A 14086-nucleotide genomic window follows, 5' to 3' on the forward strand; every position below is an offset into this window, starting at 1 on the left:
GCAGATTGCGGCCATTTTATTGTGGAATGAGCTTTCGCTGCCGAGAATATCCCCAAGGCGCGCGTCATCGCGCCGCCTGTCAATCTGAACATCGGAGACACAGTCATGCAGAGGGATCTGAAAATCGCGATCGTCGGCGCCGGTATCGGCGGCCTCACGCTAGCGCTCGCACTGCGCGAGCATGGCATCGACGCGCAGCTTTACGAGCAGACCGACGAGTTGCGCGAAGTGGGCGCGGCGGTCGCGCTGTCGGCCAACGCGACGCGCTTCTACGACCGGATGGGACTGCGCGCGGCCTTCGAAAAGGTCTGCGCGGAAGTCCCCGGACTGATCTATCGGGACGGCCGCAGCGGCGAGGTGATCGGCCATCATCGTGGCGCGCCGGATTATCGCGGGCAATTCGGCGGCTCGTACTGGGGCATTCATCGCGCCGATCTGCAGGCGCTGCTGTCGAATGCGGTTGGTCTCGAGCACATCAAACTCAGTCATCGGCTCGTCGATCTGACGCAGCATCCGGATCGCGTCGAATTGACGTTCCAGAACGGTCAGCGCGTCGACGCCGACCTGGTGATCGGTGCCGACGGCGCGCGTTCGATCACGCGCCGCTGGATGCTCGGCTACGACGACGTGCTGTACTCGGGCTGCTCGGGGTTTCGCGGCGTCGTGCCGGCCGAGCGCATGAATCTGCTGCCCGATCCCGAAACGATCCAGTTCTGGGTCGGGCCGGGCGGCCATCTGCTGCACTATCCGATCGGCGACAACGGCGATCAGAACTTCCTGCTCGTCGAGCGTCATCCGTCGCCGTGGCCATCGCGCGACTGGGTGATGCCGTCCACCGAAGGCGAGCAGTTACGTCTGTTCGGCGACTGGCATCCGGCGGTCGTGCAGATGATCACGGCCGTGCCGATCAGTCAGCGTTGGGGCCTGTTTCACCGCCCGCCTCTGGGCCGCTGGAGCAAGGGCCGCGTGACGCTGATCGGCGATGCCGCGCATGCGCTCGTGCCGCACCACGGTCAGGGTGCGAATCAGTCGATCGAAGATGCGGTCGTGCTGGCCGACCAACTCGCGAAAGCGGGGCCGGGCAACTGGCGCGAGGCACAGCAGGGGTACGAACGTCTGCGCCGTGGCCGCACGCGCAAGGTGCAGTACGCGTCGATCTCCACCGCCGACGTGCTGCATCTGCCCGATGGTCCGTCGGCAACGGAGCGCAATGCGCGCCTCGGCTCACGCGAGCGGGTTCTGCATCACCTCGACTGGATTCACGATTTCGATGCGCTGACGCAGGAGCCGAATGAGCGCCAGGGTGGCACCTGGCTCTGAGGCAATCGACTATCGGAGTGCCGCGGCTTGATGCGCACGGCCTCCGATTCAGGCCGTGGTCAGATGTTTGCGCATCAGTTCGCTGAATGCATCGGCTGTCAGCGGCTTGCCAAGCAGGAAGCCTTGCATCTCATCGCATTCCAGCGTCTTCAGTTTGTCGAATTGCGAGGCCGTTTCGACGCCCTCCGCGACGACATCCATTCCGAGCGAATGCGCGAGCGCGATGATCGCCTGCACGATCGCACCGCCTTCAGGACCTTCCGCGTCGAGCCCGTTCGTAAAGAAGCGGTCGATTTTCAGCTGCTTCACGCGAAAGCGTTGCAGATACGCGAGGCTCGAATAGCCGGTACCGAAGTCGTCGATTGAAATTTCGAAACCGCTCGCCTGGAATTCGCGAATCATCTCCGTGGTCTTCGCCGCGTCCTGCATCGCCACCGATTCGGTGATCTCGAACATGATCTGGCCGCAGTCCACGCCTTCCTTCTCGACGATTTCGCGAATCTTCGTCGGCAGTTCCGGCTGGTTCATCTGCCGGGGCGACAGGTTGATCGCGACTTTCATCGAGGGCAGGCCGGCCGCTTCCCAGCGGCGAATCTGCAGGCAGGTCTCGCGCACGACCCAGTAGCCGATCTGCACGATCTGCCCGGAGCGCTCGGCAATCGGCACGAAGTCCAGCGGCGCAAGCGCGCCAATCTCCGGGTGATTCAGACGAATCAGCGCTTCGGCGCCGACGATCTCGCCGCTGCCGCCGTGGAATTTCGGCTGGAAATGCAGCACGAAATAGCCCTTTCCGATTGCCTCATGCAACGCGCTCTGGATCTTGAGCGTGCGCATCGCGGCTTCATTCATGTGGGCTTCGAAAAAACGATAGGTGCTGCGGCCACCGCGCTTGGCTTCGTACATCGCCGCATCGGCGTGCTTCAGCAGTTCGTCGACCGAACTGCCGTCCTGCGGATACATCGCGATGCCGATACTCGGCATGACCTGCAGTGTCTGGTTCTCGACGTTGATCCCCGAGCGCATCCGTTCGAGCACCGCTTCGGCCAGATCCGCCGCTTCGTGCGGAGCCGCGAGATTGTCGACGAGCACGACGAACTCGTCGCCGCCGAGCCGCGCGACGGTATCCGAATTGCGCACGCATTGCCGCAAATGTCGCGCGAACGTCTTCAGCACTTCGTCGCCGAACACATGGCCGAGCGAATCGTTGATCGTCTTGAAGCCGTCGAGATCCATAAACATCAGCGCAAAGCCGCCGCCGTTGGTCTCCGACAGCTCGATCGCGCGCTCGATGCGCTCGGTCAGCGTCCGACGGTTGGGCAGGTCCGTCAGCAGATCGTAATTCGCAAGCCGCACGATCTGGCTGTTCAGCGACGACACGGAGCCCGTCAACGCCGTCGCGCGCGCGTCGAAACGCGACAGAATCAGCGTGACCACCATGATCGCGACGGTCAGCAGGATGATCGTCGTCGCCAGCCATTGCGAGTCGACACCGCGCGCCGCGCCGCACACCGAGCCGGGCAGAAAGTCCGCGGCGGCCATCCCCGTGTAGTGCATGCCGGCGATCGCCGCCCCCATCACGCACGCCGCGCCGACGCGTTTGCTGAGCACGCGCTGCTGGCTCGAATCGATCAGCGCATGCGCGATCCACAGCGCCGCCATCGAAACCGCAATCGCAATCGCGATCGACGCGACGAAGATGCCGGTCCGATAGTGAATGCCGGGATGCATCTGCATGGCCGCCATGCCGGTGTAGTGCATGCCCGCGATGCCGAAGCCCATCAGCACGCCGCCGGCGATGAGGCGCGTGATCGACAGCACGGGGCGCGCAACCTGGACGATCGCGAAGTACGACACGATCATCGCAATGGCCAGCGAGTATCCGGTTATCGTGAAGTCGTAGCCCACGGGTATCGGCAGCGAAAAGGCCAGCATGCCGATGAAGTGCATCGACCAGATGCCCGTTCCCATTGCCGCCGCACCGGCTGCCAACCAGAGCTGGCGCGTGCGCGCGGCCGTCATCGTCGAGATACGGGCGGCCAGGTCGAGGGCCGTGTATGAAGCGAGCGTTGCGACTGCGAGCGAGACGACGACCAGACCCAGGTTGTAAGTACTCTGCATGTAGTTCTTGTGTGAAAGGAATTTCCCCTAGCTGTTATCGGCCGCCTTTCTGAAATATTTAGGGCGTTGATCGATTCGCGCGCTGCGGCTGCCCGCGCGCTGGCCACTCCCCGCCCGCTCCCTGCCCGATTCCGGCATTCACAGCTTTGCTGATTTTCTTAGCTGCATTGATTGGTTGGCTTCATGCACCGGCGAATTTAACTTGAACGTCCGCGGCCCACGAGCCGCGACCGGTCACGTTTCTTTTCCAGGAGCCTCGCATGAGCGCAGCCGCATTGCAGGAAGTACAGTCGATCGAAGTCAAACCGCTGTCGGCGCATATCGGCGCCGAGATTCACGGCATCGATCTGACGCGAAAGCTGGAGCCGAGCCAGGTCGCGCAGATTCGCGCGGCCCTGCTGAAATGGCGCGTGGTGTTTTTCCGCGAGCAGTTTCTGACGCATGAGCAGCACATCGCGTTCGCTGCTCAATTCGGCGAACTGACGCTCGGGCATCCGGTATTCGGTCACGTCGACGACCACCCCGAGGTTTACTCGATCTCGAAGTACCGCAAGGCGACGCGCTTCGAAGGCCAAACGTTATTGCGTCCGTGGACCGGCTGGCATACCGATGTGACCGCCGCGCTCAATCCGCCGTGGGCGTCGATCCTGCGCGGCGTGACTATTCCGCCATACGGCGGCGACACGCAATGGACCAATCTGGCGATCGCCTACGAAAAGCTGTCGCAACCGCTGCGCGGCTTCGTCGACGGTTTGCGCGGCATTCACCGCTTTACCCCGCCGGCCGGCGCGACCGGCACCGACGCGTTCGTCAAAGCGGTCGAACAGCGCGTACTCGTCACCGAACATCCGCTCGTCAGAGTGCATCCGGAAACCGGCGAACGGGTGCTGTACGTGAGTCCGAGCTTTCTGAAATCGATCGTCGGCGTGACGCCGCGTGAGAGCCAGGCGCTGCTCGAACTGCTTTGGGAACACGTGACGCGGCCCGAGTTCACCGTGCGCTTCAAGTGGGAGGCCGGCAGTATCGCGTTCTGGGACAACCGCAGCACCGCGCATCTCGCGCCCACCGACATTTTCGATGTCGACTTCGACCGGCAGCTGTATCGCACGACGCTCGTCGGCGATGTGCCGGTCGGTCCCGACGGACGGCAATCGGTCGCGCTCGAAGGATCGCCGGTCGGCGCGGCCGCTGCCATCGCGCTGAACTGAGCAGCGTCGCTATCGAGCAACCGCCGGCGCACAACGCGGCGGTCCCGCGCGCAAATGACAATCGCCGATAACGATCCGACGATTCGTTATTGGAGCGCGCGAGCGCAGCTTCCTATACTCGATTGCACTTGTCACCTCGCTGCTGCGAGCATCGGATCCCGAAGCAATCGCGGCCCGATCGCTGTGGCAAGTGCACCGCCCCACTTCGTTTCACCACATCAACCATGCGCTATTTCAAGCTACTGAAATCCCTTGCGGTGTTCGCCGCGCTCAGTATCGCCACGCTTCACGCGTATGCCGATAAACCATCCGTCATTCGCATCGGCGTCGCCCAGCAAGGCGCCGGCGATCCGCCGACGTTCGGCGGCTCGCCGGCCGCGACCGTGCAATTGCAGCAGTTACTCGAAAAAGAGTTCGCGGCGGATGGCATCAAGGTCGAGTGGCTGTTCTTCAAGGGCGCGGGACCGGCCGTCAACGAAGCAATCGCCGACAAGTCGCTCGACTTCGCGTTTCAAGGCGATCTACCGTCGGTACTCGCGCGCGCCAACGGTCTGAAGACACATATCCTGCTTGAATCCGGCGTTCGCGCGGGCATCAAGATCGCCGTGCCGCCGGACTCTGACATCCATGCGATCAAGGATCTAAAGAGCCGCCGCGTCGCGATGTTTCGCGGTACCAATCTGCAGCTCGTCGCCGACAACGCACTCGCGGCGAACCAGCTCGACGAACGCGAACTGCGTGTGATCAATCTCGATACCGCCAGCGCGCTGGCGGCGCTCGCATCGAAAGGTGTCGACGCATCGGTCAACGATTACCACGTGTACAAGCTGCGCGACCAGGGGCTCGCCAGAGTCGTCTACGAATCGCAGAGCGACGGCCCGCAATTCACGCGGCAATCGCATCTGCTCGTGCTCGACGATTTCGAACATGCTCATCCGGACATCGTGCAGCGCGTCGTCAATGCATTCGTCAAAGGCGCGCAGTGGTCGTCCGATGAAAACAACCGCGATGCGCTGTTCAAGCTGTGGGAAAAAAGCGGTGTCAGCTACGCGTCGTGGCAAGCCGAATTTGCGCACCAGACATTGAAGGAGCGCAACTCGCCGCTGATCGACCCGTTTATCGTCGCACGCTACAAGGCGGTCGCGCAGGATGCGCTGAAACTGAAGCTGATCCGTCAGCCCGTCGACGTCGATACGTGGTTCGAGCCGCGCTATCTCGACAACGCGTTGCACGCGCAACAGCTCGACCACTACTGGACGCGCTACGACGCGGCCGGCAAGCCGCTCAGCTAACGGGAGCCGCGATGAGCGATACAGCGATTCCTCTCGCCACGACCGCTAATAGCAAGCGAGGCACTCGACGCATTGGTCGCGCGTGGCTGCGCAGCGCCGCGTGGCACGTCGCGCCGTGGCTGTTGCCGGCCGTGCTGCTGGCGCTGTGGACGATCGGCAGCGAGCGCGGCTGGATTGCGCCACAGATCCTGCCGCCGCCCGCGCGCGTCTACGACACGCTTGTCGAACTCGCGCGCAGCGGCGACCTCGCGAGTCATACGCTGATCAGCCTGCAACGGGTGCTGGTCGGCTTCGGCATCGGCACGCTGGGCGGCTTCGCGCTCGGCGCGGCACTCGGTCTGTCGCGAACACTTGAAGCGTACGTGTTGCCGAGTTTCAACGCGGTCGTGCAGATCCCGGTGCTCGGCTGGCTGCCTTTCCTGCTGCTGCTCGTCGGCGTCGGCGAACCGCTCAAATACATTCTGATCGCGCACGCGGCGCTCGTGCCGGTCACGCTGAGCACGTTGCAGGGCTTCCGTCAGGCCCCCGCTACGCTCGACGAAGTCGCGCGCGGCTATGGCTATAGCCGCTGGCAGCGCATCGTCCATGTGGTATTGCCCGCCGCGGTGCCGACGCTCGCGACCGGCGTGCGGCTCGCGTTCACGAAGGCGTGGCTCGCGCTGGTGGTGGTCGAACTCGTCGCGTCGTCGGAAGGGCTCGGCTATCTGATCGTCAATGGACGGCAACTGTTTCAGCTCGATCTGGTGATGGCGGCCGTCGTCGTGGTCGGTGCGATCGGTTTCGTCGTCAACCATCTGCTCGATTCGCTCGAAGCGCGTCTGCGGCGCGGCCGGCCGTCCGCGTTTCGCGAGTGATGCGCGGGCACTGCAAAGGAAACTCATGCGCTTTCTTCCGATCCCCCGTTTGCCAGGTGTGCTGAGCCGTTCGACTCGCAAAGGGCCGCCGACATGCGATTGCGTGTCGCCACCATCGCGGCAGAGCGGACGCGCGAAGAAAGCCTTCCTCGCATCGCGCGGCCTGGTGTTACCGGTTGTCGCGCTCGCGCTGTGGTCGGCTGTCACCGCACTGCATGTCGTCAAAAGCGGCCTGCTGGTCAGCCCGCTCGCCGTGCTGCAAACGGGCTGGCAACAAACGATAAGCGGCGCGTTGGCGCGCGCACTATCCGCTTCGCTAGCGCGGGAAGCAAGCGGCTTCGTGATCGGCACGATAGGCGGTCTGCTGCTTGGCAGCCTGCTCGGCTTCTCGCGCATCGCGCGGCGGATGGTCGGACCGAGCTTCGATACGTTCAAGCAGATCTCGCTGTTCGCATGGATACCGCTGATCTCGGTGTGGTTCGGACTCGGCGATGCGGCGAAGGTCGTGTTTCTGTCGCTGGCCGCGCTGCTGCCGGTGACCGCGCATACCTGCGACGGCATCCACACGGTGCCGCGCAGCTATATCGAAGTGGCCCGCGCGTTTCGCTATTCGCGGCTGCAACTGGTCGCGCATGTGATTCTGCCGGCCGCGTTGCCGTCGATTTTCACGGGCCTCTATCTGGCGCTGATCTATTCGTGGCTCGCGACGCTCGGCGCCGAATATCTGCTGGTGTCGGGTAGCGGCATCGGCAATCTGCTGATCGACGGCAGCGAGCAGTTCCGTATGGACCTCGTGTTGTTCGGCATCGTCGTCGTGGGCTTGACCGGCTGGGCGCTCAATGCGCTGGCGCGCCGCGCCGAGCGCGCTCTGTTCGCGCGGCGTCCATTCGGCGCGTCGTGATGCCAGCGCCATTACACCCGCTCATTTCTACAGGAAGGACCTTTGTCATGAACGCTGTGGTTTCCGAAACCCTCGACATCCGCCACGTGCGCAAGCGCTATCTCCAGCATGGCAAGACGCTCGACGTACTCGACGACATCACGCTGAACGTGCAGCCCGGCGAATTCATCAGCATCCTCGGCGCGAGCGGCTGCGGCAAGTCGACGTTGCTGCGGCTGATCGCCGGTCTCGATACCGACTACAGCGGCGACATTCGGGTCGCCGGCGAACCGGTGCGCGATACCTCGTTGCAACGCGGCATCGTGTTTCAGGACCATCGGCTGTTCCCGTGGCTCACCGCTTCGCAGAATATCCTCGCGGCGCTGCGCAATGCACCATTGAGCGCGAAAGAGAAACGCGATGCAGTCGCGGAACACATCGCGCTGGTCGGCCTGACGGGCTTCGAGAATGCGTATCCGAACCAGTTGTCGGGCGGCATGGCGCAACGCGTGGCGATCGCACGCGGCTTGGTCAATCGTCCGCGCGTGCTGTTGCTCGACGAGCCGTTCGGCGCGCTCGACGCGCTGACGCGCGGCCGGCTGCAGAACGAATTGCAGCGTATCTGGCAGCAGGAACGTATCACGATGATCCTCGTCACGCACGACGTCGACGAGGCCGTCTATCTCGGCGATCGCGTCGTGACGATGGCGCCGCGCCCAGGGCGCATCAAACGCATCGTCAATATCGCGTTGCCACGCCCGCGCGATCGCGGCGACGCGCGCTTTATCCGTTTGCGCGACGACATCGTGGCCGAGTTCGGCGAACCCGGTTCGTCGCCACGCGATAGCGACGGCGGCCTGCCGCACGCGCCGCCCCTTCATCCGCCGATTACCGAATGGCGGCTTGCGTGGTGACACGCGGAATCCACCTTGAAACCAGCAGCATTGCACGGAACGGACCACCAACGATGAGCAACGGCAAACGGCAAATCAAACTCGGCGCGTTTCTGATGGAAACCGGCCACCATATCGCCGCATGGCGGCATCCCGACACGCACGCGAGCGGCGGACTCGATTTCCAGCACTACGCGCAACTCGCGCAGATCGCCGAGCGCGCAAAGTTTGACACGATCTTCTTCGCCGACAGCGTCAGCGTGCGCGATACCCATCTGCCGTCGCTGTCGCGCACCGCGCGCGCGGATCACTTCGAGCCGCTGACGTTGCTGTCGGCGCTATCGGTGGTGACACGCAACATCGGGTTGATCGCGACGGTGTCGACCACCTTCAACGAGCCCTATAACCTGGCGCGCAAATTCGCGTCGCTCGATCATCTGAGCGGCGGCCGCTCGGGCTGGAATCTGGTCACGTCGAGCACCGAACTGGAGGCGCTGAATTTCAGCTTCGACCAGCATCCCGAGCACGGCGAACGGTATGAGCGCGCGAAGGAGTTTCACGACGTGGTCGCGGGCCTGTGGGATAGCTGGGAAGACGACGCGTTCGTTCGCGACAAGCAAAGCGGCGTGTATTTCGATCCGGACAAGATGCACGTGCTCGATCATCGCGGCAAGCATTTCAAGGTGCGCGGACCGCTGAACGTCGCGCGCTCGCCGCAAGGCTCGCCGGTCGTCGTGCAGGCGGGTGCGTCCGAGGCCGGCAAGGAACTCGCCGCGCAGACCGCCGAAGTCGTGTTCGTCGCGCATCAGACGCTCGACGAAGCGCAGGCGTTCTATCGCGATCTGAAGGGCAGACTCGCGCGTTATGGCCGGCAAGCGGATCATCTGAAGATCATGCCGGGCATCTTTCCGGTGATCGGCCGCACCGATGAAGAAGCGCGCGAGAAATTCGCCGCGCTGCAGGAGCTGATTCATCCGACCGTCGGCTTGTCGTTGCTGGCCAATATGTCGGGCGGCGCCGACCTATCGGCCTATCCGGTCGACGGACCGTTTCCGGAGTTGCCGGAAACCAATGGCGGCAAGAGCCGGCAGCGTCTGCTGCTCGATCTCGCGCGGCGCGAAAACCTGACCATTCGTGATCTGTATCTGCGGATCGCCGGCGCACGTGGGCATCAACAGGTGATCGGCACGCCGCAGAGCATCGCCGATCAGTTGCAGCAGTGGTTCGAGGAAGAAGGCGCGGACGGCTTCAATATCATGTCGCCGTGGCTGCCCGGCGGTCTCAGTGAATTCGCCGAACAGGTGGTGCCGGAGTTGCAGCGGCGCGGACTATTCCGCACCGAATACGAAGGACGCACGCTGCGGGAGAACCTTGGATTGCCGCGGCCGGTGAATCGGCATGTGCTCGCTAGAGACGAACGCGCGGCGGTGGCGGCACAGTAGATTCCATTCGCGCCATCCAATACGGCAACGCGAATCGAGCGCAAATCAAACGCGAATCAAGCACAAAGCGCCGGAAGCATCGCTCCCGGCGCCAGCAACAAACACCGCTCCGCGAATCTAAGCGCGCGCCGGCAACGGCGCCGGCCTGCGCCGCGTCACCAGCAACAACACCGCCGTCGCCGAAATAAGCTCGAACCCGCCTGCCACGAAAAAGATCGGCGTGAAATCCCACTGCGCCCTGACCATCGCGCCGCCGATCGCCGGCCCGATCATGCCGCCGACCTTCGATGCGCCATGCGCCCACGCCACGCTGGTCGCGCGCATTTCGGCCGGCGATATCGTCGCGCAAAACGCATTCAACGCGCCCCAGCTGCTGTTGTACAGAAAGCCGAGCGCGGCGAAACCAACGGGCGCCCATTGCGAATACACGTCCATCGTCGCAATGATCCACACGGTCAGCGCGGCGGCCGTCAGATAGCTCGGCAATACGCGCGCCGCGCCGAAGCGGTCCATCACGAAGCCGCTGCTCGCCGTGCCGATCACGCCGGCAATCGCGCTGACCGCAAGCAGTCCGGCGATGTGCTCCATCGGCATATGACGGGTCAGGTGCAGCAGCGTCGTGGTCCACGAATTGTTGATGTAGCTGAAGATGCCGGTCGCAAGATACGCGAGCCACAGCAGCAACGTAATGCCCGCGAGGCCGTTCGCGAACAGCATCAGCGGCGACAGCCGGCGTTTGGATGGCAGCTTGTCGTGCACGACGAAGCGTTGCCCCGGCACCGCGACGAACGACGGATCGAAGCGGCGCAGCGTCTTGCCGATCTTCGGATCGGTCGGGTTGCGCATCGCGAGGAACTGCAACGACTCGGGCAGCCACAACCACAGGCAGCCCGCGAGCAGCAACGGCAGCACGCCGCCGACCCAGAACGCCGCCTGCCAGCCGAACGGCAGAATCCACGCCTGCACGCTCGCGCCGATCAGGTTGCCGCCCGCGTAGCCGCAGAACACCACCGAGACCGCCGCCGACCGATAACGGGCCGGCGCGAACTCGTTGGCCAGCGTGATCGTCGCGGGAATCACCGCGCTGAAAAAGAGCGCCGCGCTAAAGCGCATCACGTCGAGTTCGAAGACCGTGCGAACCTGCGACGTCGCGATCGTCAGCAACGCGAATACCGGCATCGCGACCAGCAGCACGCGGCGTCGCCCGAAGCGGTCGAGCATCGGTCCGGAGATCAGCGTGCCGATAAAAAGCGCCAGTTGCTGAAGCACGAATACCTGGGTCAGCGCGGCCGGATGAACGTTCAGTCCGTGCGACAGCGCCGGCAGAATCAGCCCGACCATGAAGATGTCGTAGCCATCCACGACCATCGTCGCCGCCAGTAACGCGACGATCAGAATATGCAGCCACCGCAGCGGCTGATTGCCGATCAACGTCCCGACGTTGAGGTTCGTCGTTTCGTTCATGCTGTCTTCTCCAATGTCTTTATTTATCGAGGTGTCGGTGCCCGCGATCCGGTCCGCGCGCAACGCAAGCAGCGCGCGCGGACGCGCACACGTTAGCGGAACGGCTCGGGTCGAAGCAATCAACCATTGCGCTATGGCTCTATAGGCCCGACGCTATGACCCATTCAGATCAGACGAAAAATATGCGCACAGTGCATCCAGTTGCGCGGGTTCTGTCGCCGATAGCCGGGCCGTTTCGATCAGGTTCATTGCCGGATGCGCGCCGAGCATGCGTGTGGCCTTGTCTGCGATCTCGCTACGGCCGAAGCGTAGGGACGGATCGCCTGGGCTGTCTTCAACGGTGATCTCGCGCGTGCCGCCGGCCGCGCGCACGCTCACGCGTGCCGGCCACTTGCCGGGGTACAGGCGGTCGAGCGATGGGTCCGCCGTTACTCGAACACGCGCGGCGAATGCGCGGAGATCGTCGCTCCATCGCAAGTCATCGCGCGTGACGTCATCGAGCGATGCGGGCTGCAAGGCCGCCAGTGCGAGCTGTCCGCGCGCGCTGACGAGACTGGCGAGCCGCCCAGCCTCCGGTGGCTCGCGATCGAGCATCGCCGCGTAGGCTGACGGCACCTGCACGTCGACCGCTTCGACGCTTGCGGGATCGATGCCGTCAGCAAGCAGCACGCGCAGACCGTGAATCGCGGCCAACGCCTGCTTGGCCGCGCAGTGAGGCTTCACGCTGATTTGCAGCCGCGCCGGAGCATCGCTGTCATTGCGGGCCAAGCGGCTGGCATCCGCGTTCGCGCCGCCGATCTGTGCAAGCCACGCGTCGCTCAGCAACGCAACATCGCCGTCGATACCGTCGGCCGCCGCCAGCGCCGCAACGCAACCGGCACGCACCGCCTGACCGAACAGCAGCCAGCGGCCCGGACGATGCCCTGTAGCCCGGCCGATCGGCGGCGGCGTTTGCGCCAGCGCCAATGCGAGCGCATGACGCATCCGCTCAGGCGCGAGACCGAGCAGCCGGCCCGCCGTCGCGGCCGCGCCGAGCGGCGCGACCATATAGCTCGGCCAGCCGCCGCGCGCGAGCAACGACACGCCGCCGAGCGCGCACGCGACGCGAATCGCCACCTCTTCGCCGACGTACAACGCATCCGCGAACAGCGACGGTGCCGCATTACGCGCGAACGACATGCGCAATGCCAACGCTACGGGCAACACGATCGCGCTCGGCGTGACCGCGCTCGGGCGATGAATGTCATCGACTTCGGTCAGCCGCATCGTCGCCGCGAGGCTGGCCGCCGCCGCGAGCATGCCGCTGTCGGTACGGGCGATGAAGCGCCCGATCGCCCGGCCCTCCTTGCTCGCCGCGCCCGCCAGCAACGCGATGACCGAGTCGGCCAGTTGCAGGCCGATCGCATCGCGATGCGGCTCGCTCGATACCGACGCCGACGCGGCAAAGCTCGCGAGTTCGTCGATCGACGTGGCCACCGGCGCCGTGCTCATGACGCGAGCGGCGTGCTGTGGCCGCCGGCAGCAGCGAGCGCGAGCGGCACGCTGCCGCGCCACGGACCGTCCGCCAACGCGAGTTCGACCGACAGCACCGCGAGCCCGCCCGCGGACAATGCCGCGACCGGCGCGCAGTCGTGCGCGGCCACGATCGACAGCGGATACACGCCCGTGCAGGCTTCGAGTGTCCACGCGTTCAACGTGCCGCCGCCAGGCGCGGACGCGTTAAGCGGCTGTGTCTGCGCGGCCGTTAAAGACGCAGCCGCCTGCCTCAACCATTGTTCGGCGGACTGCCACGATGCCGGCTCGCCATTCGCCGCGACACAGCGATTCACGCGCACCCAACTGCCTTTGTAGGCAACCGACAGCTCAACCGCGTAACGCTCGCCCAGCGGCGCATCGCCCTCCATACGCCGCAGCGTCGCATCGCGCGTGAAATCCGCTGCGATGCGCAGCAGCACTTCCTCGGCGCCGGCACGACGTGCCGACACTTCGATCGCCGCCAGCACCTCGGACGCGCGGCTCGCGCCAGCCGGGATCGCGCGCAGCGCGGCCTCGCCGATCGCGGTCGCCCGCTTCGCGAGATCGAGTTCGGCGCGATCGGCCGTTTGCCGCAGTTGCGCGTACAGCGCGCTGGCATCGACGAGACTGTCGGCACCGAGCGCATCGACGAGCGGACCGCCAACGGACCACGGCAACGTATCGAAGCCGATCACGCCGATACGCACGCTGTTGCCATCGCTTTTGCCAACATCACCAACGACACGCTCGCTCAGAAACGCCGCCGCTTTCGCGCCAAGCTTCGGCGCCGATATCACTTCCGCCAGATGCGACACCTCGCGGATCCACGGATGCACACGCTCGGTCAACGCGGCGAGCAGCGTCGGCGCGCCTTGCGGCAACACCACCGCGACCGCCTCGCTCCAGTACGGCACGAAGTGGGTGAGCCACTGCACCGGCGCGGGCTGCGCGAACGACGTATAGGCGACGACCGCATCCAGCCCGGCCGCCTTCATCGCATGCTGCAACCGCTCCACGCGGGCCTCCAGTGTTGCTTGCGGGACTTCGTCCCGCGACCAGCTGATCAAACCTCGACGCATCTTCAACACTCCTTGGATTGA

11 protein-coding genes are annotated in these 14086 nt (G+C 64.6%); 7 read left to right on the top strand and 4 right to left on the bottom strand.

Features of this window, described 5'->3' with window-relative positions; translation table 11 throughout:
* Positions 1-105 precede the first annotated feature (105 nt).
* Entirely contained in the window at positions 106-1320 is a 1215-nt protein-coding gene (locus tag L0U82_RS37890) for an FAD-dependent monooxygenase (RefSeq protein ID WP_233838957.1), read from the top strand.
* A 48-nt stretch (positions 1321-1368) separates the two neighbouring features.
* Here L0U82_RS37890 and L0U82_RS37895 read toward each other — a convergent pair whose 3' ends face one another.
* Positions 1369-3438, bottom strand: coding sequence for a putative bifunctional diguanylate cyclase/phosphodiesterase (locus tag L0U82_RS37895; RefSeq protein WP_233838958.1), 2070 nt, complete (start codon positions 3436-3438; stop codon positions 1369-1371).
* 260 nt (positions 3439-3698) lie between these two features.
* On the opposite strand from L0U82_RS37895, the gene L0U82_RS37900 reads away from it, so the two are divergent.
* The 6 genes from L0U82_RS37900 (at position 3699) to L0U82_RS37925 (ending at position 10007) form a co-directional block, all read left to right on the top strand.
* On the top strand, positions 3699-4646 hold the full coding sequence (locus tag L0U82_RS37900) for a TauD/TfdA dioxygenase family protein (protein ID WP_233838959.1): 948 nt from the start codon (positions 3699-3701) through the stop codon (positions 4644-4646).
* A 224-nt stretch (positions 4647-4870) separates the two neighbouring features.
* Complete coding sequence (locus L0U82_RS37905; RefSeq protein ID WP_233838960.1) at positions 4871-5938, top strand: ABC transporter substrate-binding protein; 1068 nt, start codon at positions 4871-4873, stop codon at positions 5936-5938.
* 11 nt (positions 5939-5949) lie between these two features.
* Positions 5950-6792 (top strand): ABC transporter permease, encoded by an 843-nt coding sequence (locus tag L0U82_RS37910; RefSeq protein WP_233838961.1) that lies wholly within the window; start codon positions 5950-5952, stop codon positions 6790-6792.
* Between the two features lie 25 nt (positions 6793-6817).
* Positions 6818-7693 carry an ABC transporter permease gene (locus L0U82_RS37915; protein WP_233838962.1) on the top strand — a complete coding sequence of 292 codons (876 nt, stop codon included), beginning with the start codon at positions 6818-6820 and terminating at the stop codon, positions 7691-7693.
* A 47-nt stretch (positions 7694-7740) separates the two neighbouring features.
* A complete protein-coding gene (locus L0U82_RS37920) occupies positions 7741-8586 on the top strand; it encodes an ABC transporter ATP-binding protein (RefSeq protein WP_233838963.1) in 846 nt (281 codons plus the stop codon).
* A gap of 53 nt (positions 8587-8639) precedes the next feature.
* Complete coding sequence (locus tag L0U82_RS37925; RefSeq protein ID WP_233838964.1) at positions 8640-10007, top strand: LLM class flavin-dependent oxidoreductase; 1368 nt, start codon at positions 8640-8642, stop codon at positions 10005-10007.
* A 117-nt stretch (positions 10008-10124) separates the two neighbouring features.
* Here the strand turns inward: L0U82_RS37925 and L0U82_RS37930 are convergent, their stop codons facing one another.
* The 3 genes from L0U82_RS37930 to L0U82_RS37940 all read right to left on the bottom strand — a co-directional run bounded on the left by L0U82_RS37930 (position 10125) and on the right by L0U82_RS37940 (position 14065).
* Positions 10125-11471, bottom strand: a complete 1347-nt coding sequence (locus L0U82_RS37930; protein ID WP_233838965.1) for an MFS transporter — start codon at positions 11469-11471, stop codon at positions 10125-10127.
* Between the two features lie 153 nt (positions 11472-11624).
* Entirely contained in the window at positions 11625-12962 is a 1338-nt protein-coding gene (locus L0U82_RS37935) for an MmgE/PrpD family protein (RefSeq protein ID WP_233838966.1), read from the bottom strand.
* A complete protein-coding gene (locus L0U82_RS37940) occupies positions 12959-14065 on the bottom strand; it encodes an aminopeptidase P family N-terminal domain-containing protein (protein WP_233838967.1) in 1107 nt (368 codons plus the stop codon). The genes L0U82_RS37935 and L0U82_RS37940 overlap by 4 nt, the downstream gene beginning before the upstream one ends.
* Between the last annotated feature and the right edge of the window lie 21 nt (positions 14066-14086).

Source organism: Paraburkholderia sp. ZP32-5 (assembly GCF_021390495.1).
GTDB lineage: Bacteria > Pseudomonadota > Gammaproteobacteria > Burkholderiales > Burkholderiaceae > Paraburkholderia.